15 protein-coding genes are annotated in these 22873 nt (G+C 51.5%); 8 read left to right on the top strand and 7 right to left on the bottom strand.

What is annotated here, in order from left to right; translation table 11 throughout:
* The first annotated feature begins 147 nt into the window (after window positions 1–147).
* The gene (locus C2I18_RS15875; protein WP_249896750.1) at window positions 148–594 is read left to right on the top strand and encodes a GNAT family N-acetyltransferase; all 447 of its coding nucleotides are present in this window, start codon (window positions 148–150) and stop codon (window positions 592–594) included.
* Between the two features lie 57 nt (window positions 595–651).
* On the opposite strand, the gene C2I18_RS15870 is transcribed toward C2I18_RS15875, so the two are convergent.
* Window positions 652–3303 carry an ABC transporter permease gene (locus tag C2I18_RS15870; RefSeq protein ID WP_249896749.1) on the bottom strand — a complete coding sequence of 884 codons (2652 nt, stop codon included), beginning with the start codon at window positions 3301–3303 and terminating at the stop codon, window positions 652–654.
* A gap of 13 nt (window positions 3304–3316) precedes the next feature.
* Window positions 3317–4018 carry an ABC transporter ATP-binding protein gene (locus C2I18_RS15865; protein ID WP_249896748.1) on the bottom strand — a complete coding sequence of 234 codons (702 nt, stop codon included), beginning with the start codon at window positions 4016–4018 and terminating at the stop codon, window positions 3317–3319.
* 199 nt (window positions 4019–4217) lie between these two features.
* Between C2I18_RS15865 and C2I18_RS15860 the strand changes: the two genes are divergently transcribed.
* Window positions 4218–4838 (top strand): hypothetical protein, encoded by a 621-nt coding sequence (locus tag C2I18_RS15860; protein ID WP_249896747.1) that lies wholly within the window; start codon window positions 4218–4220, stop codon window positions 4836–4838.
* Window positions 4839–4909: 71 nt separating this feature from the next.
* Here C2I18_RS15860 and C2I18_RS15855 read toward each other — a convergent pair whose 3' ends face one another.
* Entirely contained in the window at window positions 4910–9118 is a 4209-nt protein-coding gene (locus C2I18_RS15855) for a bifunctional nitrate reductase/sulfite reductase flavoprotein subunit alpha (RefSeq protein WP_249896746.1), read from the bottom strand.
* A 38-nt stretch (window positions 9119–9156) separates the two neighbouring features.
* Window positions 9157–10389: a nitrate/nitrite transporter gene (locus C2I18_RS15850; protein WP_249896745.1), complete on the bottom strand. Its 1233-nt coding sequence runs from the start codon at window positions 10387–10389 to the stop codon at window positions 9157–9159.
* A 547-nt stretch (window positions 10390–10936) separates the two neighbouring features.
* Here C2I18_RS15850 and C2I18_RS15845 point away from each other — a divergent pair.
* The 4 genes from C2I18_RS15845 (at window position 10937) to C2I18_RS15830 (ending at window position 17022) form a co-directional block, all read left to right on the top strand.
* Window positions 10937–11461, top strand: coding sequence for a ClbS/DfsB family four-helix bundle protein (locus tag C2I18_RS15845; RefSeq protein ID WP_249896744.1), 525 nt, complete (start codon window positions 10937–10939; stop codon window positions 11459–11461).
* 928 nt (window positions 11462–12389) lie between these two features.
* Window positions 12390–14165: an ABC transporter ATP-binding protein gene (locus tag C2I18_RS15840; protein WP_249896743.1), complete on the top strand. Its 1776-nt coding sequence runs from the start codon at window positions 12390–12392 to the stop codon at window positions 14163–14165.
* A complete protein-coding gene (locus C2I18_RS15835; protein WP_249896742.1) occupies window positions 14152–15927 on the top strand; it encodes an ABC transporter ATP-binding protein in 1776 nt (591 codons plus the stop codon). The genes C2I18_RS15840 and C2I18_RS15835 overlap by 14 nt, the downstream gene beginning before the upstream one ends.
* Window positions 15928–16038: 111 nt before the next feature.
* Complete coding sequence (locus C2I18_RS15830; RefSeq protein WP_249896741.1) at window positions 16039–17022, top strand: DUF4003 family protein; 984 nt, start codon at window positions 16039–16041, stop codon at window positions 17020–17022.
* On the opposite strand, the gene C2I18_RS15825 is transcribed toward C2I18_RS15830, so the two are convergent.
* Entirely contained in the window at window positions 17019–17261 is a 243-nt protein-coding gene (locus C2I18_RS15825) for a hypothetical protein (RefSeq protein ID WP_249896740.1), read from the bottom strand. The two genes, C2I18_RS15830 and C2I18_RS15825, sit on opposite strands and share 4 nt — an antisense overlap.
* Entirely contained in the window at window positions 17248–18798 is a 1551-nt protein-coding gene (locus C2I18_RS15820; RefSeq protein WP_249896739.1) for a glycosyltransferase family 39 protein, read from the bottom strand. The genes C2I18_RS15825 and C2I18_RS15820 overlap by 14 nt, the downstream gene beginning before the upstream one ends.
* 422 nt (window positions 18799–19220) lie before the next feature.
* Between C2I18_RS15820 and C2I18_RS15815 the strand changes: the two genes are divergently transcribed.
* A complete protein-coding gene (locus tag C2I18_RS15815; protein ID WP_249896738.1) occupies window positions 19221–20285 on the top strand; it encodes an acyltransferase family protein in 1065 nt (354 codons plus the stop codon).
* Window positions 20286–21338: 1053 nt separating this feature from the next.
* Here the strand turns inward: C2I18_RS15815 and rarD are convergent.
* Window positions 21339–22217, bottom strand: coding sequence for an EamA family transporter RarD (gene rarD / locus C2I18_RS15810; RefSeq protein WP_249896737.1), 879 nt, complete (start codon window positions 22215–22217; stop codon window positions 21339–21341).
* 192 nt (window positions 22218–22409) lie between these two features.
* Between rarD and C2I18_RS15805 the strand changes: the two genes are divergently transcribed.
* Complete coding sequence (locus C2I18_RS15805; RefSeq protein WP_249896736.1) at window positions 22410–22814, top strand: hypothetical protein; 405 nt, start codon at window positions 22410–22412, stop codon at window positions 22812–22814.
* Window positions 22815–22873: the final 59 nt, after the last annotated feature.

Raw genomic sequence — 22873 nt, 5'->3', positions numbered from 1 at the left:
ATATTCATCTGCTAAACAGCACCATTAACTATCAACCCGCTTAAACATTAAAGCTATTAAGAGCCAGCGCTCATCCCGTATGAAGTATTGCATCTCCGCGTTCCTTTAATTACCATTATAATTATATAAAATGTGAGGAGCGTTGTTATGACAAGTTACGAATTCTATCCCTCCCGAAGCGAAGAGCTCCTCTTCAGCCTGCTGGACATCTGGGAATCTTCCGTACGCCATACGCATCATTTTCTGTCCGAACAGGACATCGCTGCTTTGCGTCCCCTTGTTTTGCAGGGAATGAAAGAGATCGGCCATCTGCTGACCTGTATGGATGACAATAGACAACCGCTCGGCTTTATAGGTGTTCAGGACCACAAGATTGAAATGCTCTTCGTAAGCCCTGACGCGACAGGAACAGGTATTGGAAAAAAGCTCGTAACCCGCGTCCTGCAAGAGCTTGGCGTGCACAGCGTAGATGTGAATGAACAGAATCCCCGGGCTCTGGGGTTCTATGAGCATATGGGATTCCGCGTGTTTGACCGCTCCGACCAAGACGACCAAGGCAATCCCTTCCCGATCCTCCATATGAAAATGCCGTAAGCAGGACAAAGACCCCTCCGGAAATCCGGAAGGGTCTGTATCTTATTCCTACAAGCTCTATTCCACCGACTTCAACGCTTCAATCATATGAATCCGTTTGAGCTTGATATGCATGAACGCCATAACGATGCCTGAGAACACCATGGTTAAAAGAGCGGCGTACACATAACTGGGCCAGTTAATGACCGGCGCGAACATCGTCGCATCCAGCTCAGCCGTCTGCAGGACGAAGCGGTGCAGTACAATCCCGAGACCCGAACCGGCCGCAATGCCGAGTAAGGTCAGCAGGATATTTTCCCGGTAAATGTACATCGTCACTTCCTTGTCATAGAAGCCCAGCACCTTAATGGTCGACAGCTCGCGGATCCGTTCGGACACATTGATATTGGTCAGATTATACAGTACGACAAAAGCCAGTGCAGCCGCTGACACAATAAGCACCAGTGTGACAACATCCATACTTTTCATCGTTTCGTCAAAAGCCGTCCCGACGCTGCTGGAGAAGCTGATGGCGGCAACACGCCCGTTAGCTGTAAGCTTTTCGCCGAATTCGTCTTCCCATGCGCTGTCCGGCGCGTTATAGTTCACCAGCGAAGTATTATACACCGGTTCTTTGCCGAAAAGAGAAGCATAATACGCCGGAGTCATGTATGCATAATGCATAACATAATTCTCCGTAATCCCTGTAACTTTAACCTTGAATGTTTCGTTCCTGTTGTCTACCAGATTCAGGCTGTCACCCGGCTCAAGCCCGTACAGTTTGGCCAGCTTCTCAGAGATGACAGCCCCCTCGTCCGTAAGCTGCAGCACTTCGCCGCTGACCCGGTTCCGCAGCTGCACATAATCAGAGAGAGAGTCTGTAGACTCCGGAATAAACAGATTCACATCCTGGTCATTTACACCGCCGGCACGTGCAGTCAGCGTCTCCTGCGCCACATCCAGTGTTCCCGTAATGGCGGACTCGCTGCTGATCAGCCGTTCATACGCCGCTTGTTCAGTATCTGCTGCATCCGTATGAAGCGCGACAAGCGCATCGTATCTCATAATGGCACCGAACTGCTGCGGGGCGATGCTGCCGATCGAATCCTTGAGGCCAAAGCCGGTCAGAATCAGCGCCGTACAGCCGGCTACCCCGAATACCGTCATGAACATCCGCTGCTTGTAGCGGAACAAATTCCGCGCCGTAACCTTCTGGACAAAGCTCAGCCGCCGCCAGATAAAAGTGACCCGTTCAAGCAGAATCCGCTGGCCGCTCTTCGGCGCTTTCGGACGCATCAGGACAGAAGCGTTGCCGCGCAGCTCTACCCTTGCAGCAAGCCAGGCCGTCAGCGTGGTGCAGACCAGGGCCACAACCACCGAGATGATGGAGTAGGACAGATAGAAGCTTTTGATCAGATCAGGCAGATTATAAAGTGAACTATATGCATTAAAAATAATAGCAGGCAGCAGGCTGTAACCGACGGCAAGCCCGACTGCCGAAGCCGCCAGACTGGCAAGTGTGCCGTAAACCATGAATTTGGCCATGATGTCACGGTTGCCGTAGCCGAGCGCTTTCAGGGTCCCGATCTGCAGACGGTGTTCTTCCACCATCCGTGTCATCGTCGTTAAGCTGACCAGCGCCGCAATCAGGAAAAAGAATACCGGAAACACGCTGGCAATGGCCGACAAGCGGTCAGCATTGTCCTTGTACTCGGCATACCCCGGGTATGCATTCCGGTCGGTAACGTAAATCTTCGGCGGCTCCAGTGCGGCTAACTGCCGTTCACCTTCAGCCAGCTCTTCCCTTGCAGCCATCAGCTCCCCGGGAACTTCAGCACCGCCGTCTCCGGCCGGCGCCTGCACCTGCCCTTCCGCCGCCTGACGTGCCGCTTCCGCCAGCTGCTGCTCGGCAGCGGCCAGCTCGGCACGGCCTTTGGCCAGTTCTCCTTCCACTTCGGCCCGCAGTTCCTCAAACCTCGCTTCCTGAACCCCGGCCATCGCCTGCTCTACGGCTTCAGTATGCTTCGCGATCAGCTCCTCATACTCAGGCGTATAAGCCTCCGCACCGGCAGTATCCTTGAAGGACAGGTACGCTTCCGTATAGACCGGCATTGTAAAGTCCGACTCCGGAATGGCGGCAAACGCGTCGGCGGTTCCTTTGCCAATCGTGCTGGTTCCGCGGTTGTTTTTCTCAATAAACTGCGGACTCCGTACAAAACCTACTACTGTATACTCCAGCGTACTGAAATTCTCCGACAGTTCCTCCTCCGTACCGTTTCCGCTGAAAACTACTTCATCTTCCAGAGAATACTCCCCGGCCAGCACATCATCCAGCACGATTTCTCCGGACTGCTCCGGCAGCCGCCCTTCCATCAGACGGTATTGGTTAAGCGGCTTATCCGTGTTATAAGAAAACACTTTAAGAATGGCAGCATTATCCCCGGCAAATACATCCGCGCTGTAACCCGGCTGCACTACATCAACGCCAGGCACTGTCCCCAGCAGTTCAATATCATCCTGCTTCAGTCCGTAGGTGCTCTGCACCTTCAGATCCATCAGCCGGTTCTCCCGGTAGAAAGTCCCGGCGGTATCCAGCATATCCGGACCGGCAGCCTTGATACCGGCAAAAAAACAGACGCCCAGCATAATGATGGCAAAAATCGAAATAAAGCGGGCCTTTGTATGCCTGATCTCACGAAAAATATCCTTCCAGAGTGCTCGTTTCTTCATCGGTTCCTTCTCCTTACCATTCGATATCGTCCACAGATACCGGCGAAGGATTGACGATCATCTTCCGTACCTTGGCATTGTTGATTTCAATGACCCGGTCCGCCATCGGTGCAATTGCCAGGTTATGCGTGATGACGATCACCGTAGTCCCGGTATTGCGGCAGGTATCCTGCAGCAGCTTCAGCACCTGCTTCCCGGTGTTGTAGTCAAGCGCTCCCGTCGGCTCGTCGCAGAGCAGCAGCTTCGGCTGCTTGGCCAGCGCCCTGGCAATAGCCACACGCTGCTGCTCGCCCCCTGACAGCTGGGCCGGGAAATTATTCAGCCGCTCGCCAAGTCCCACATCCTCCAGTACCTTGCGCGCATCCAGGGCACGCGGGGAAATCTGGGAAGCCAGCTCGACATTCTCCAGCGTGGTCAGGTTAGGCACCAGATTGTAGAACTGAAACACAAAACCCACGTCATTGCGCCGGTAGCCCGTCAGCTCCTTACTGCTGAATTTGGCGATATCGGTACCATCCACAATGACCTGGCCTTCGTCGGCCGAATCCATCCCGCCCAGAATATTAAGCACTGTCGATTTGCCCGCCCCGCTGGGACCGACAATGACGGCAAATTCACCTTTATTAATCTCAAAATCAATTCCGTCGTTGGCAGTGATCACACTTTCGCCCATTTTATAGCGTTTGTATTCGCCTTTTACAGCAACAAAGCTCATTGCCCATCCTCCTGTCTTTTTCTAAGCCAAACTAATCATTCATCAGTTTAATTTTTCCACATGATTTTAGTGTATCATAATTACAAACCTAAGGCCCAATGCGGCCCGGCAGGCACACATTCTCCATAATCCAAAACTTGTTATTGGCCGGGCTAACTTCATACAATCATTATCCAAGTCATACAAAGGAGCTGAACCGATGAGAATTACCTGCTACTACGGAAAGCATGCAGAGATGGGATATATTTATTTGACCCCGCCGAAGTTTGAATATAATGATGAAGCCCATGCAGTGAGGAATGAAATTTTTCATTATGTAAGTGCGGACAACCTCCGCATCCCTTTGGTGACAGATATAGACCCCGCACCAGCTCTGAATCAGATGAAGCTTGCCGCGAACACCTTCAGGTCCGATTATGGATACGGCTACGATACAGAGTTTGGCAATGACATGGATGCACAAGGCTATCTTAAGGGGGTTGAGCTGACGCTGCCAGGTAAACGTTTCGTGGACCTTGTAGACAAGCAGGCCTTCAAAATTATTCAGACCTCATGGAAAGGCCGGATGTTCCACCTGCTCACGCTTGATCATCTGGCGAATGTCCTGCATCCCGGAAATGTCCTTTATAGAATGAGTGATGCGGAGGATGCTTTTGTAATTGTGCAGTTGAGCAGCGCAGAGAATGCGGGATACGCCGACCCGGATAACAAGGCGCCGCGGACACCTATCGCTTTGTTCAAAGGAGTTCTGTCCGCCCGTGAAGACATCTACTCTCTGGACTATTTAATGAAGCCGGATTTCTTTATGTGTGAAGACTGATTGCAGGCCAAAGAGACCCCCAGCGGTCTGGAAGGCCTCTTTCTTTGTATAGAGCGTACCCTTAACATTAGTTAATAGATATCGCGGCAGTAGCGTTTGTTCAATGACATTTCTTTCACGTAAGCCCGCGCTCCTTCCGCACTCATACCGCCATGCTGCTGCACAACGGTTAAAAGCGCGGCTTCTACCTCCTTCGCCATCTGGCCGGCATCTCCGCAAACATAGAAGCAGGCACCTTCCTGAAGCCAGGACCACAGCTCCGCGCCATGCTCGATCATCCGGTGCTGCACATAGATTTTGTCAGCCTGGTCACGGGAAAAGGCAGTATCCAGCCGGTTCAGGACCCCTTCACTAAGGAAGGCCTCAAGCTCATCCCGGAAATAAAAGTCGCTGTGCTCACGCTGTTCCCCGAACAGCAGCCAGTTTTTGCCCGTCGCGCCGCTCGCCTTGCGCTCCTGGAGAAAACTGCGGAAAGGGGCAATACCTGTGCCCGGTCCGACCATTATAGCCGGTACACCGGAGATGGACGGAGGGCGGAAATGGCCATTTTTTTGAATAAAAACCGGTATTTCCGTATCTGCACCGGCAAGATCGGCCAGAAATGTAGAGCATACACCTTTGCGCTCGCTTCCTCTGTACTCGTAACGGACCGTGGATACTGTAATCTGTACCTCTTGCGGATAGGCTTTCTGACTTGAGGAAATGGAATAGAGACGGGGCTGCATCGGTTTGAGCAGGCTGACCAGTTCGGCTGCGCTCACCGTTACAGGAAACTCCTGCACCAGGTCAATCAGCTGACGCCCCCACAGCCATGATCTGAGATTATCCCGGTTCTCACTTTCCAGAAGCTCAGCCAATACCCCGTGCTGCGACCGGTCCCGGAACAGCCTGAGCATATCCGGAGCTATCCGGGTGATTTCGAAGTGACGGATCAGCGCCTCCGCAAGCGGGAGTTCCCCGTGTCCTTTTACATTCACCTTAGCAGACGGCTCCAAATCAAGCGCATTTAACAGGCTGGCTGCGAGTTCAGGACAATTGGACGGCCATATCCCCAGTGCATCTCCCGCTTCATACTGCAGGCCCGTGCCGGACAGATCAAAGGAATAGTGTCTGGTTTCCTTCAGGGAATCCGCTGCGCTTAACCGCCGGTTAAACAGAATCCGCGAACTCACGGGAGTGTTCCGGTGATATCCCCGTTGCTCCTCCTTCGGGGCTACGGCTACACTATGAGTCTGCACCGGTACAGCTGCCGCGCCCGCTCCGCTTGCCTGCAGCGGCAGGACTGCTTCTGCCGGCACAGGCAAAGAATTCTCCGGGCCGCATACCGACCGGCTTAGCTCTCCGGAGACTGCAGCGCTCCATGCTTCAACCTGCTCTTCGTAATCCGTATCACAACGGGTACACTCCAGGAGCCGCTGCGCACCAAGCTCAGACAACCGGTGATCCAGATTGCTGCCGAAGCCGCAGAACAGATCATAATTTGAATCCCCCAGCGCCAGGACGGCATAGTTCAGGTTCGTTAACCGGGGAGCAAGGCCCCCGGACAGCGACTGATAGAAGGCCGCTCCATTATCCGGCGGGTCTCCGGCTCCGAATGTGCTGGCAATGAACAGTACATGCTGCTGCCGGGCCAGTTCCTCCACAGGATACTGATTCATGTTGATCAGCCGCACGTCATACCCGGCAGCCTGCAGCTTTTGCGCGCAATGAATGGCGGCACCTTCTGCATTTCCGGTCTGTGAAGCCCAGAGCAGAGTGACTGGAAGCTTCGTCTCCCGTAAACTTTCGCCTTCCTGAAGAGCACTCCGCGAGAACATGCCGGCCAGCAGGCCGTCTACCCAATAACGCGTCTGCGGCCCAAACGGCGCAGAAGGCGGAAGAACCGGAACACCGGTATCACTGAGAGCCTCCCCGGTGCGCAGGCTGGTTATGAATCCCGACAAATAATCCTGTTCGCGGGTATCCAGCGTTATCGCTGTCCGGGATGGTAACCCCAGAACCGCTTCCAGCATATCCAACTGTGCCATATGCACGGCCTCCTTCGTATGATTGCTAACCTTACAGGTTAGTGATTCCGGTTCAGCTCCGTCCCTGCCGGGCACTTCCTGCTTCTCCGCCAGGTACTCTGCTGCCTTAGCCAGTGTAACGGAACAATATTTCAATTCAGGCTGCAGGGACAAGGGATCGACTGCATCATTGGTGAGCGCGTTGATCGCCAAATGGCTGCCATATAGATCGTTCCAGTGAAAGGGAGCAAAGCAGTTTCCGGGAAGCACACGGTCTGTAATGACCGCCGGCAGAACGGCCTTCCCGCGCCTGGAACAAATCTCAACCGGGTCACGTTCTGCAATGCCGAGTACCTCCGCATCCTCCGGATGAATCTCTACAAAAGGACCCGGATTAAGCTTATTCAGCTTCCCGCTCTTTCCCGTCTTGGTAAGAGTATGCCATTGATGCTGCAATCGTCCGGAGTTCAGCACAAACGGATATTCCTGATCCGGCATTTCGGCAGGCGGCAGATACGGGCGCGCCCAGAATACCCCTTTGCCGCTGTCTGTGGGGAAAACAATCCGGCTTACGCCGCTGTTCCACCCCTCCAGAGCCGCGCCGCTGCCAGCCGCTTCTGCCAAGTATCGTATCGGATTACGGTCATCCGTACTGTCCGGGGGACAAGGCCACTGCACCGGGGTGTTACGCAGCCGCATATAATCTGCTCCCCGGATGTCATAGCCGGTCTTCGGGTTCCAGGCCTGTTGGATTTCCTTGTATACCTCTTCCGAGGAAGCATAGGAAAACGCCGCAGCATACCCCATTTCACAGGCCACCCGGGCAATGATCTGCCAGTCGGGCACTGCTTCACCCGGAGGTTCTACCGCTTTTTGCAGCAGGGTCAAGTTGCGTTCCGAATTAATCATCACGCCCTCGCCTTCTGCCCACAAAGCCCCCGGCAGCAGAATATCCGCGTATTTGTTAGTTTCAGTCTCCATAAAGCTGTCCTGGGTGATGACCAGCTCGGCAGCTTCCAGTCCCGCGATCACATTGCTGCGGTTAGGTACAGTAGCCACAGGATTGGTGCAGATAATCCAGCAGGCTTTGATCTCTCCGGCCCTCATGCTCTCAAACATGGATACAGTGCCGCTGCCTGTATCACTGCGGAGGGTGCCTTCGGGCACCTCCCACAGCCGTTCCATAAATCTGCGATCGGCTTCGGCCAGTACAGAGCGCTGTCCCGGCAAGCCGGGACCCATGTACCCCATCTCCCGGCCGCCCATGGCATTGGGCTGGCCGGTGAGCGAGAAGGGCCCGCTGCCCGGACGGCATATGGCGCCTGTGGCCAGGTGCAGATTGCAGATGGCATTCGTGTGCCAGGTACCGTGCGTGCTCTGATTAAGACCCATGGTCCAGAGCGTCATCCAGTTGGCCGCCCTGCCGATCATTTCTGCTGCCTGACGGATGTCCGCCTCAGGGATCCCTGTGATCCCGGCTACTCTGTCCGGGGAATACTCCTCCAGGAAATCCGGCATAACCTCAAACCCGGAAGTGAACTCCTCAATAAAGGCGGGGTCGGTATGGCCGTTCTTCATCAGCAGATGCAGCATTCCGTTAAGCAGAGCCAGATCGGTCCCCGGCCGGATCTGCAGGTACAGATGCGCTTTATCCGCAGTAGCTGTCCGGCGGGGATCAACCACAATCAGCTTCGCTCCGGCTTTGACCCGGTCCATCATCCGGAGGAAGAGAATCGGATGGCAATCAGCCATATTGGCACCAGTCACAAAGAACAAATCCGTGCAGTCCATATCCTGGTAAGATCCCGGAGGACCGTCCGCCCCAAGCGACAGTTTATATCCGCTGCCGGCGCTTGCCATGCACAGGCGTGAATTCGATTCGATATTGTTCGTGCGGATGTAACCTTTGGCCAGCTTGTTGATCAGGTATTGGGCTTCCAGCGTCATTTGTCCTGAGACATAAAAAGACAGTGCATCCGGCCCGTGTTCCTCAAGGATACCCCGGAGCCGCCGGGCCGTTTCACTAATCATCTCATCTAAAGGAACTCTGGCGGGTTCACTTTTCCGGTCTTGACGTCTGTAAGCAGCCTCCAAGCGTCCTGGTCCGGTGATAGCTGCGGCTGCATTGCTTCCTTTGGTGCATAATCTGCCGAAATTGGCCGGATGCTCCTTATCTCCGGTGATTTTGACCACACGGTTACCGGACACCTCCAGAATCATGCCGCAGCCGACGCCGCAGTAGGGACAGACGCTTTTTACTTTTTGAATAGTCATGTGGATTCACCGCCAGGGAAGTCTTCTTTTTTAATGGATTAGAAATTGACCCCGGATTCCGCCTTGGCCCAGGTTTTTCTCCATGAACGTGTGACTGCATAGAAAACCAGTGTTGTAAGCAGCACGATGGAACCTACAACCAGAAAGCCTGTGGCTTGGGAGCCGGTGGATTGTTTTAACGGACCGAGAATGTAGGTGGGCAGCAAATACCCCCCAAGTCCTCCTGCAGCACCGACAATACCGGTAATCACTCCAATTTCTCTGGAGAACCGCTGGGGGATAATCTGAAATACCGAACCGTTCCCCATACCGAGACTGGCCATCATTACACTGGTATACAGAAGCATAACAAGGAAAGAACCCGGCATAGACGCAATGGCAAAGGCACATACGGTAATCACACTGTACAAAATCAGCAGAAGGCGCATTCCGCCGATTTTATCTGCAATCCAGCCTCCTACAGGCCGGAAAAGACTGCCTGCAATGACTGTAATCGTTACAAGGTAACCGATTTGAACCCTGCTCAAGCCGCCGGCTACCGTGCCGTCACCGTACACATCATAGAAGAAAATACTTGCATAGTTAGCGAAACCGACGAATCCTCCAAAGGTAATCGCATAGAACATCGAGAACCACCAGGTATCGGCATGCTTGAAGACACTGAGATAATCCTTCAGCGGTTTGGGTGCAGGGGCATTCGGGGCATCTTTGACCAAGACAGCAAACACAATCATGACGATAATCAGGGGAATCAGCGCGACAGCAAACACATTGTGCCATCCGTAAGCCTGAGCGATCTGCGGTCCAAAAAAGGTGGCCAGCGCCGTCCCGCTGTTCCCTGCTCCGGCAATGCCCATCGCCAGCCCCTGATATTGCGGAGGATACCAGCGGCTGGCCAGGGACAGGGATACGGCAAAGCTCGCACCCGCAAATCCCAGCAGAAAGCCGATCATATGAATCTGCAGCAGGCTGGTGCCGCCAAGCCATCCCCAAAAAAGCGGAATCAGCGTCAGGGACATACCGATCAGTCCTGCCTTTTTGCAGCCGATACGGTCTGCCAATATTCCCATAGGAATCCGGAACACCGAGCCGCCAAGAATAGGAATCGCCACCATCGTGGCTTTCTGGGTATCCGATAAGCCAAAATCCTTAGTGATGTACAGCGACAGAGCTCCGCACAGCACCCAAATCATAAAACTGACATCAAAATACAAAAACGCTGACAACAAACTCGGGGCATGGCCGGCCTTACGGAATCCTTTTGCTTCCATCTCGGAACCTCCTCCTGATTATGGGCAGACAATGCTGCGGGTATGACAAAAAGAAGCCGACTAACAGAACCCGCATTACCTGCGGATTTCGTTCATCGGCCCCGTTGCCATTTGCAGTCACATCATCGTGACTGACACTATGATAGGTTCAGTAACATCAGCATAACAGTGCATCCGGCCACAGCGTTGTGAGGATGACCTGTCAGACTTGCCAGGGCACATTGCCCGGCCGCTTAAACCTTATACTGCCAATATAAAGAGCTTCGAAAACAATGTCAATATAAATAACATAAAATTTTAAATATTTTATTAAAAGGCGATAAAGCAACGCATTTAAACGCATTTATTTAGATTATATGTAAGATTATATAACATTTTTTTCTTTTCTCCAGCGGATATTAAACCTGTTTAACGGTAAAAGTTCTTGCAGCCTATGACTGGCCCATCTTCCAGGGATATCCCCCCTTATGGTACCTTATCTTTAAACATGACATACTGCCGTCACTCTATTGTGGTAAAACTAGGATAAAAGCGAGGTGTTCTGCTTATGGCAAGCTATGATTATGTATCCAAGGCGGATTTAATAGAAACTATCCATGCGAAGTACATACTGCTGGATGCGGAGTATGACGGGGTGGAGAACAGCGATAAAGATTTACGGTTACCGGAGGTGGATAAAACCCCCGCCGAAATCCTTGCCTACCAGCTCGGCTGGCTTCCACTCGTGATGGGCTGGGACAAAGATGAACGGGAAGGCCGGGCCGTGCATATGCCGTCTCCAGAATACAAATGGAACCAGCTTGGCGGACTGTATGATTCCTTCTATAAGAAGTACGCTGAATATTCCCTTACTGAGCTGCGGGAATTATTCCGGCTGCAGGAGCAGCAGTGGCTGGAATGGATTGATACACTAACTGATGAGGAGCTGTTCACCCAGGGCGTGCACACATGGACAGGCACCAAAGAGAATTGGCCGATGGCCCGGTGGATTCATATCAACTCCGTCGCCCCCTTCACCTCCTTCCGGACGAAGATCAGGAAGTGGAAGAAGCTCAGGGTGCAATATCTCTAAGGGATGATGCCTACGGAGAGTAATATTGAACAACGCCCCCGAAACGGGGGCGTTATCCGAAAAGAAAGTGGCTGTAGCCTATGAACAACTGTTTACGTTGCGGCAGCCCATTGTACTCGATTTTTCGCGTACATTTGGTCCGCCGATCCTCGCGGCAGCACATTATACTCGATTTTTCGCGTACATTTGGTCCGCCGATCCTCACGGCAGCTCATTGTACTCGATTTTTCGCGTACATTTGGTCCGCCGATCCTCACGGCAGCCCATTGTACTCGATTTTTCGCGTACATTTGGTCCGCCGATCCTCGCGGCAGCTCATTGAACTCGATTTTTCGCGTATATTTGGCCCACCGATCCCCACGGCAGCACATTATACTCGATTTTTCGCGTACATTTGGTCCGCCGATCCTCACGGCAGCACATTGTACTCGATTTTTCGCATACATTTGGCCCGCCGATCCTCACGGCGCACAATTAGCGATACCTCTCCAGCTCATAACCCTGCTGCGTGTGCAGCATCATCACCTTGCGGTTCCCCTGTGCGTACCCAGCGTAGCGATTCTTTGTCCTCCTGCTTCAGATGTGACAGCCTTCTCCCCCGTCAAAAGCCGCCGGTTCCGTATCGGCTCCCGTCTGCTGTATTATTGATTACCTTGATTATTTCTCCATATTATTCTTGATTGCGCTCTCCCCAAAAATGCAAGGTAAAGTTTAATTATAAAAATCCTTCCCATGGAGTTCATCCATGAACTCTTCTATTATAAAACATGGCTCTGCCAGCAAGGCTTTCAGCGGCTTAAAAAGGGTGTTCAAGCGATTGTAAAAAGAAGTTTCTCCAGTTGCCGATGCCAGCCGTTTATTGTGTTATAATCACGTTGATTTATTCATTAGGCAGACAAAAAAGACAAACAGAAACAGGTGATCAGATGTGTTTGAACTGAAGTGGCTGTGGCAGAATCTGGAGGGAAACCGTACGCGGTATGTTTTTGCCCTCTGCCTATCAGTGGTAGGCTCTGCGCTTACGATTGTGAATCCGTACATCAGCCAGCGCATTGTCGATACGTTCATAGCCGGCGACAATGCAGTGCAGAATCTTACAGATGAACGGGGGCTGCTCATCGCGCTCTGTCTGGGTATGATCGGCTTTTCCCTGCTGCGCACGGGTCTTGCTTATGTAACGACCATGCAGTATGAACGGTCTTCGCAGAACATGATGTACAACATCCGTGTGTATCTGTACAACAAAATCCAGGGCCAGGACAGAAAGTATTACGACCAGAACCGTACCGGTGACCTTATGACCAAAATGACAGGTGACCTGGATATGGTGCGCCACTCCATGGCGTGGATTTTCAAGACGATTATTGAATCGCTCACAATTTTTGCAGCCGCCGTCATTTATTTCTTTACGATTGATGTGGAGCTGACGCTGTGGATGCTGATTCTTTCTCCGCCGATTTTTATCGTGGCCTACATATTTGCCAAGCGTGTCCGCCCGATGTATATCGACCTGCGGGAACGTCTGTCCCAGCTGAACACGACAACACAGGAGAATATTTCAGGCAACCGTGTAGTCAAGGCCTTCGCCCGCGAAGAGTTCGAGATTGAGAAATTTACAGACAAGAGTGTGAACTATTCCAAGGCCAACAAAAAGGCTGCACTCGTCTGGCTGGATTACTTCCCGTATCTGGAGAGCTTCGCCCAGGGCTTTAACGTTATTCTGCTGCTGGCCGGCGGGCTGTTCCTGATCAATGGCCGGATTACTTTTGGTGAATTCGCTGCATTCTCATCCCTGATCTGGGCGATTTCGAACCCTATGCGCAACATCGGGATCATTATCAATGATATCCAGCGCTTTTTTGCCAGCTTGTCCAAGATCGTCGATATTTACTATGCCAGCCCGTCCATTGAAAACAAGCATAACCCGGTCAACAAACGCCGTTATGCAGGCCGCATCCAGTTCGATCATGTCAGTTTCAAATATGATACTGCGACCGTGCTGAACGATGTGAGCTTTACAGTCGAGCCTGGCGAAACCGTTGCCATTATGGGCTCCACAGGCGCAGGCAAAACAACCATCATCAATCTGATCCCGCGTTTCTATGATGTATCGGAAGGACGTGTCCTCGTAGACGGCACCGATGTCCGGGAGCTTGAGCTGGATGAACTCCGCGGAAATATCGGGATGGCGACCCAGGATGTGCTGCTGTTCTCAGATACCATTGACGGCAACATCGCTTATGGTGATCCCGAGCTGCCAGAGGAGGATGTCAAATCCTATGCCGCTCTTGCTGCAGCCCATGACTTTATTGGCAAAATGCCCGAAGGCTACGATACCGTTGTCGGTGAACGCGGTGTCGGATTGTCAGGCGGCCAGAAGCAGCGGATTGCCCTGGCGCGGGCTATGGCGGTCCGCCGTCCGATTCTGATACTGGATGATACGACCTCCGCCGTGGACCTTGAGACCGAAGAGCATATCCAGAAAAGCCTGCGCGAGCTGGACTATCCGTGCACGAAGATTATTATCGCGCAGCGGGTAACGACAACCGCACAAGCCGACCGGATTCTCATCCTGGAAAACGGCCGTCTGATCGAGGAAGGCACCCACGCCGAGCTCCTGGCCAAACGGGGCTACTACTACGATGTATTTATGCTGCAGAACGAGGGTATTGGAAGGCAGGTGGCCGCTCATGGCAAGGAATAGATTCGACGTCGATGAAAATCTGGAGTCGCCGTTTAATATTAAGCATTTCCGGCGGGCGATGGTCTACATCAGACGCAAGAAAAAACCGATGATTCTCGCATTCGCGCTGAGCGCACTTTCGGCGGGAATCTCATTATCCGCTCCGCTGATTATGCAGCATGTGGTCGATGTGACCATTCCGGCAGGCGCCAAAATGGAACTCGTAGGCTGGTCTGCGCTCATGCTTGCAACCATTGTGGTCAGCGTATATCTGGCGACTATCCGCTCGCGGATCATGACCAGTGTAGGCCAGGATATTATCCTTGATATCCGCACCGATCTGTTCAAGCATCTGCAGGATCTGCCGTTCAAATATTACGACGACCGCCCGCAGGGCAAGATCCTGATCCGGGTCGTAAACTATGTCAATTCCGTCTCGGATGTGTTATCCAACGGTATTATCAACTTTATCCTGGAAATAGTGAATCTGATCTTTATCGCCATCTTCATGTTCGCAGTCGATGTAAGGCTATCGTTCGTTATTCTTGCCGGACTGCCTGTGTTCTTCGGAATCATGATGCTGATCAAAACCCGGCAGCGCCGGGCCTGGCAGGCCGTATCCAACAAAAGCTCCAACCTGAACGCTTATCTGCAGGAGAGCATCAGCGGCATCGGCGTTACGCAAATGTTCTCCCGGGAACAGCATAATGCAGGAACCTTTACCCGCCTTGCCGGCAATTTCCGTACAGAATGGATGAAGGCGCTGCGTTATAATACGCTGATCCCGTTCTCTGTCGATAATCTGAATACCATTGTTACGACAATGATCTTCCTGGTAGGTCTGCTGACGCTAAGCCCGGAGAATATAACCTTTGGCGTTATTCTCGCCATGAGTAACTACGCAGCCCGCTTCTGGCAGCCGATTCTGAATCTATCGAACCTTTACAACAGCTTCATTAATGCCGTCGCTTATCTGGAGCGGATCTTTGAAACGCTGGATGAACCGGTTACCGTCAGCGATGTTCCGGATGCCAAGGCACTTCCGCCCGTCAAGGGGCGGGTCACCTTTGACAACGTAACCTTCGCCTATGATCCGGGCCTTAACATTCTGGAGAATATCTCCTTCGATGTCAAAGCCGGAGAAAGTGTCGCCCTGGTTGGACCAACCGGTGCAGGCAAAACAACCGTCGTCAACCTGATCTCCCGCTTCTATAACATTACCGGCGGTAAACTTCTGATCGATGGCCAGGATATCTCTCAAGTGACGCTGAAATCACTGCGCAGCCAGATGGGAATTATGCTGCAGGACAGCTTTATCTTCTCCGGAACGATTATGGATAACATCCGTTACGGCAAGCTGGATGCTACAGAAGAAGAAGTTATTGCGGCGGCCAAAACCGTCTGTGCCGATGAATTTATCCGTGAATTCGAGCATGGCTACATGACAGAGGTCAACGAGCGCGGCTCCAAGCTCTCCCAGGGACAGCGGCAGCTGATCTCGTTCGCCAGAACACTGCTGGCCGATCCGCGCATTCTGATTCTGGACGAAGCCACCTCCTCCATTGATGCCAAGACAGAGCGGCTGCTGCAGAAGGGACTCAATGAACTGCTAAAAGGACGCACGTCGTTCATTATTGCCCACCGGCTGTCCACCGTCAAAAACTGTGACCGCATCATGTATGTCGCGAACAAAGGCATTGCCGAAAGCGGCTCCCATGATGAACTCATTGAACGCCGCGGCCTGTATTACCGTCTGTATACAGCGCAAAAGATGGAAGCCTAGAACTAGAACAGCAAACCACCCGGGTCCGCGGAAGATGTGCTCCGCAGCCCCGGGTGGTTTTTTATGGTAGAATATAACTATCATAGTCTGTAAAGGTGGGTGATGTGTCCGATGAATAATCCGTATACGGCAACAATTGACCTGTTCAGTGACAATGCGCTGAAGATGAAAGAAGCCTTCCCCTGGAAGAACGCTATGGCCAACCGTCTGGCCGCACTCCTGTATGCAGCCGAGGGTAAAATAATTGATGAAGGCGCCCTCCGCTCAGCCCTTGATCTGATCAAGGAGAACACCGGCGTGTTCTCTTCGTTCAGAGGAACCTCGGGGATGTGTATTGCTGCCCTGCTCTCGCTTTCAGGCCGGCAGCAGAGCCTGCTTGAGAACACATTGTCGGTCTTTGAGATGATGAAGGATGTTAAATTCCGGGCCTCGGATTATACTGTCGTTGCCTCTTATCAAATTGCTGCGAATACTGCACCGGATCAATATCTGCATACAGTTGAACGGGCCAAAGCCTTCTATAACGGCATGAAAGCCGAACGGCGTTTTCTTACAAGCTACGATGATTATATCTACGCCGCCATGCTTGGCCTTTCCGATATCGCTGTAGACAGCGGTGTGAAACGTATGGAACAGCTCTATGCCGAGCTGAAACCCGAGTTTTTCTCCGGCAACAGCGTGCAGTCTCTTACACAGGTGCTGGTTCTCGGAGAAGAAGCCCCGGCTTCCGCTGAACGGGTACTTGCCCTGCGCGAGGCGTTCCGTGCGCGGAATATGCGTCTTGATAAACAGTTCACCCTCTCTTCCCTTGGCGTACTGTCTCTGCTTCCGGTAGACAAGGACGAAATCGTCAATACGGTTTCCGCGACTTACGATACTTTACGCGGCAAAAAAGGCTTCGGAAAGTGGACGGTTCTCGATCAGGAGCTGCTGCTGCTCTCCGCTTCGCTGACTGCCTTCAAATACGTGGAGGATGTCAAGAGCGGAGCATTATCTACAAAGCTGTCGACCAGCATTACCAATGTTGTCATTGCCCAGCAGACGGCTATTGCTGCGGCAGCGGCTGCAGCCGCAGCGGCGGCCGCTTCCTCTTAAGGCCTGCTGCTTGTATCTTCTGTTCCCTGAATGCTGTTCCTCCTCATGCCGCCATTCATGCCGGGTGTGCTGCCGTCCATTCCGCGGCCGCCGCCCATGCCCGGCATTCCGCCTCCCCGGGAAGAACCGGAGTCTGTGTGGGTGATCTTCTGGGCGGTAATGGCATCACAGGAGGCCAGCATCAGGGAACAGCCAAGCAGGGCTGCGATCAGAGCAGAAGAGTACCTATCGATCCGCATTTCCGGGTCCCCTCCTCTTTTTAAATACAATATCAACTGCATCCTTGAAGCCCATGTACGCTAACACGATCAGCAGCGGATACACCGGATAGATATACCTTGCCTTGATTTCCCACAGCAGATAGAACCCGATAAACCCCAGAATGATCAGGATTAACGGCGTCTCCTCAACCCTTCTTCCTCTAATTCCGCTTATCAGGCGGATGAGTATACATCCATACATCAGAATATTCAGGCCATGCAGCATAGAGAGCAGTCCGCTTCTGAAGGTGGATTCCCCTTGGAACAAATCCGTAGCGGCGTTGGTATAGCTGTAGCGGTCCATCACCCCACCTATCATTCTTCCTCTCCCGCCAGAGGAGCTGTCATTACCGATTCCATAACGTTCAACCTGATACGTGCCTTCTGTCCAGGTCCAGATCAGCTTTTTGTAATACATACTGACCAGTTCGCCGGCATCGGCCTCAGAAAGCTTGCGGCTAATTTCCTCCTTGAACAGCACGGTGCTGCCCGCCTTGTTATACCCCGCCTCATTCTGATAGATGCTGTAGCTCTCCCTGTTGTCCCAGAACCCGAACGTCTCCAGGTTAATACCCATGTTCAGCCACATGTAGACAGGAGCAGAGCTTACATTCACCGGCTCGTCCACGATCTGTTTAGCCTGCAGCACCGCATTTTGCGTCCAGCCTGGAACATTGAACAGTACCGCTGTAATCCCCAAAGCTATCAGCGCTTTCCGGATCCCCAGATTGCGGAGGCTGAACAGCAGACTTAGCACCACAGCAATCAGGACAATCACCCCGATACTGCGGAAGTAGTTACCGAGTGCCAGCAGAACCGCTGCGATTACGATATCCTTGATAGACTTTCTTTTCATAAATCTTACGGCAAAATACAAGGCACTCGTCAACAAAGACGTGGCAATCACATCATTGTATATAAAATTGCTCATGAACAGCGACGGGACATATGTTGCCGCAAACACCAGCACCCCGTAATCATTCACTTGGGACTTGTCATCCAGCTCTTTATACAGCAGGTAAATCATTAATGTAGTTACGAGTGTGAACAGAATGTTGAATAGTTTGATCACCAGATAGTTGTCCGGAAAGATCATTAATAATGTCTTCAAGTACAGGACAACCGAGAAATTGAACGGGAACATATGCAGATACCCGCCGGTGTCAAAAGAGGAATAATCCTGCTCATACAGCATATCCAGCGCCAGCGACAGTACCGTCTGGGAGTCATCCGTCGGCAGGCGCGGGAACAGAAATATAATGGCGATCTGCATCCCGAAGGACAGCAGCAGCACGACGGGGATGACGATTTTGCGGCTGTACGGATTAAGCTTGAGACAGAGACGGTACAGAATGAAGCTGAAGGACAACACCAGGGCAATGATGATTAAAAAAAAAACCGGCTGCTGCTGTTCCAGCACTGGCGTATCGCCATATACGTAATAGTTATATTTCGCCCTGATAAAGAAAGAAGACGCGATGAACAGTCCCAGAAAAGAAGCTAAGATGAAATACAAGATCCTTTGGACTCCCCTAACCATGGAAAACCTCCCTTGCTGCAATGTTATAGAGGTAGTATAAGGACCTTAGCTGAAAAATAGTTGAAAGCCTTCCGGTTACATAAATAAAAGACGCCTCTGAATTTTACAGGAGCGCCCGCGGAGGGATTTATGATTACATCTGTTGGCACTAAAGTATACCGAAGTATCCTTAAGTCTACCAGCGCGTACCTCTTAGGTACCGTTCCAAACTCCACTCTTTTCGTTATCATTGATATGGATATCATGCTTCCGCCACCATTTCCCCTACACCTCCTGTACCGCTGCTATGAAATCTCTCACTAAGTGAAGTCTGGCCACCAGAGCACAGCCGGAAATCATAATGTACATTGTATGGAAATTACCGGGGACTCCCCCGGATAACCGTTCAAGGAGGATGAATGATGCCAAACAAGTTTCAACTGATTCAGGCCTTGAAGGCCATTGTTGCCGTGCTGATTTTGGTTGGCCATTTGGGCGCTGTAGCTGCTGAAAAGCTGAATTATACCTTTTTACCAAGCGGGATCGTGAGGACCGGAGGCGTTGATTTCTTTTTCGTGTTAAGCGGGTTTCTGATCTACTTTCTTTACTTTAAGAACATTAACAAAGGTAAGGTAAGCCTGTTCCTGAAAAAGAGGGCGGTAAGAATCTACCCGATCCTGTGGATTTTCACCTTGATCAGTCTGCCTGTCTATTTCTTTGTCGCCTCCTTTGGAGGAGGACATGAAACACAGCCGGGTGTCATTATCAAATCCCTGTTACTGTACCCGCAAAGCAAACCTGTGTTAGGCGCAACCTGGTCGCTGAGCCATGTTATTTTATTCTATGGCCTGTTTGCCCTGTTCCTGCACAATCCGCGTTTGACCCGGCGCATCGCCCTGGGATGGTCTATACTTATTACATATTTGTGGATCTGGCCGCCAAGCCTCACATTGCCCTACGAAATCCAGTTCCTGTTCAGCCCGTTTAACCTGGAGTTCCTGTTAGGGTGTGTAGTCGCCCATTTTGCGCTAAAGCTTAAGCTGAAATACGAAGTCTTCATGATTGCCGCCGGCGTCAGCTTGTTCCCTCTGGCGTGGATCAATAATATCAACGGTTATGTACCGGTCAACACCACCATCATGTATTCTGTAGCGTCTGCACTGATCATTCTCGGAGCGCTGTCCCTGGATTCCAAACGTACCGTAACTATTCACAAATGGGTGGATAAACTGGGCGATTCTTCGTATGCGATCATTATCACCAATCTGCCGATGATCATTTTTATCACCAAAATATTCGATGTCCTGAACCTGCATGGTACGATCGGGTACGTTCCGGCGATCCTGTTAACCGGGGTTCTCACAGCCATCGGCGGCATGCTGGTCCATATGTTCATTGAACAGCCTGTTACAAAATACCTGAGCTCCAAGTTCATTGTTAAAAAACAAAAGGTTACAGTGGTCCCGGCTAAGCAGACTGCTTAGTGCACGCGGGAGCGGGTGGATGACGTATATTATGACCAGTTGCCGAATGCAGCTGCGGTGTATGAAAAAAGCGGGCTCAGATTAGATCTGAGTCCGCTTTTTTTGGCGTGTGGGCACCCGAAGTTCCACTCGCTGGTTACAGCTAATGAGCTTAGTTAGAAAACCCGAAAATCAAGGCTAAATCGCCTTCTGCTGTATTTTGTACAACAGATTTTCTGATTATGGGCCAAAAACGTCCTTTTCACCTAATTCTGCTGCAGAGAGTGCAGCAGAAATCCTTTTTCCGGCTGATTTAGGATGAATCTGATGTATAAAGTGCAGGACGTTTGATTCCTTAGAAATAGATAATAAAAAATGGGCTGAATTATAATGTCTTTCTGCAAATATAGCGGACGGCAAGCCGCCTCTAGTGAGTCTTCCAGAGCTTAGTGGGATTTTCTCCACCTAATTCTGTCCTTTTTCATCATTTATAACCTTTAGTTGGAAATTCTCCAGTTATTCGGGCGGATAAAGACATTTAAAGGCTCATTCAGTACATTTAAGTGGAGTTTTTCCAACAAGCATTCTATTAACAGCAATTTTCGGAGGATTAAATGGAGAAATTCCACTTAGGTTATCTGTACACGCTTCCTAGCCATTCTCCAAGGTTGTACCTGCTCAAAAATACTCACCCTGTACGGAATAGCCTTCCTCGTAACCTCCTCTTCCGCCAAATGCTCGTAGAACCCCACTGCGGCTGCATTGCACAAATCAAAGCTCCGCTTCTGCTGGTTAAAACACCGCGTATCCGTAAACCTTGTCGAGCTCTGGAGTATCCTTGTTTCTGTGAGCCTCCTTCACCCTGTCGCGCAGCTCAAACATCACCGCATATACCGTGTTACCGCTCCCATTGAAGCTAAATCTGATATCGTAAAACAGCTCCAATGCCTTTCTTCTCCACGCACTCAAGCAATTCTCCTTCAAACATTACTATCCATATAAAATGAACAAAAACGGCCATTCCCACCTATCTTTTGGAAATGGCCGTTTTGACAATACACTATGCCTCTACCTTTAACTCACCTTCGCCAGCTTCGCACCGCGCACCGATGACACAGCGTATACAACAAGCGCTGTCCAGATCAGCCCGAAGCCGGCGAGCAGGACCGGTGAGACGGTTTCCTTGAACACAAATATGCTCAGCAGCAGCATAATTGTCGGTCCGATATACTGCACGAATCCGAGTGCGGATAGCGACATCCGGGCTGCAGCCCGCGCAAAAAACAGCAGCGGCAGGGCCGTTACGACGCCGGAAAGAAGCAGCCCGACAAACATAGATGGAGACAGCGCCCAAGCTGTCGACTCTCCCGCAGCCCCAAGATAGATCCAGTAGCCAAGAGCGATCGGCAGAACTACAGCTGTCTCCGACAGCAGGCCTGCCGAGGCATCCTGCTTGGTCTTCTTCTTGGCAAGGCCGTACAAGCCAAACGATACGGCCAGCGAGATCGCGATCCACGGGAAACGCCCGTAGTCGATCGCGATGATGAGCACCGCTGCGCCGGCGATGGCAATCGCAAGCCATTGCCCGCGGTTGGGCTTCTCCTGAAGGAAGACAACCGCCAGCAGCACATTCAGCAGTGGATTCAGGTAATAACCAAGGCTTGTCTCGACGACATGCCCGTTATTGACCGCCCAGATAAAAATGAGCCAATTCACGGCGATCAGCAGACCGCTGGCCGTCAGCGACAGCAGCTGTGAGCGATTGGCCGCAATCCGTTTAATATCACCCCAGCGGCGCTGAACGGTGACAAGAATACCCATGAAGACGAACGACCAGACCACCCGGTGTGACAGAATCTCGCCTGCCGGCACATCATTGAACAGCTTCCAATACAGCGGGAGAACCCCCCACATGATATACGCGATAATAGCGTTGACCAAACCGTTGTTCATTTTTCCAATTCTCCTCTTCTTACTCCGTTAACTGAACGCATTATACGCCTTGATCCAGGGTAAGTAAATACTCTATTTACATATGTAATTTTCTGGTATATATTTGAGGCAATATCCATCCTGTTTTGGAAGGTTTTTAGTTTACCTCGGATAAACTTTGAACACATTTCATTAAGAGAGGATGAGTAATGTATGAAGAGAATGACCACCGTATTTCTTGTTTTCATCATGGGCCTGTCACTGACGTTTGGCCTGACCGCCTCGGCTAATCCCGCTATCGTAAGCTATGGGGGCAGCTACACCAATTCGCTCGGTCCGGGACAAGCCTACAGTTCCTACAGTTACATTCTTCCCAATGCCAAGACATCCGGTACAAGCGTAAAGATTACCACAACCGTTGCCAATACACTTCGGCTGCACTACTACTGGAGCTATAACAATACCACCATTGACCTCGGTACGGCTCTCGTGAACAGCACTGATTACACTGGCGGATCGGGATACTATGAGCCCGGCACGCTGGTCACAGTAGTAGAACGTGTACCCGGGTCCACTACACCGCATCCTTCCATACCTTACACTATTACTTTTAATTAACCAGGCTGCCAACACCGCCACGAAGAGCCGTGCTAACGCACGGCTCTCTTTATACTGCA

Origin of the sequence: Paenibacillus sp. PK3_47 (genome assembly GCF_023520895.1) — a bacterium.
Classification (GTDB): Bacteria; Bacillota; Bacilli; order Paenibacillales; family Paenibacillaceae; genus Paenibacillus_AQ.
Note: the sequence above shows the minus strand (reverse complement) of the source record. Positions and strands in the feature narration are given on the sequence as shown.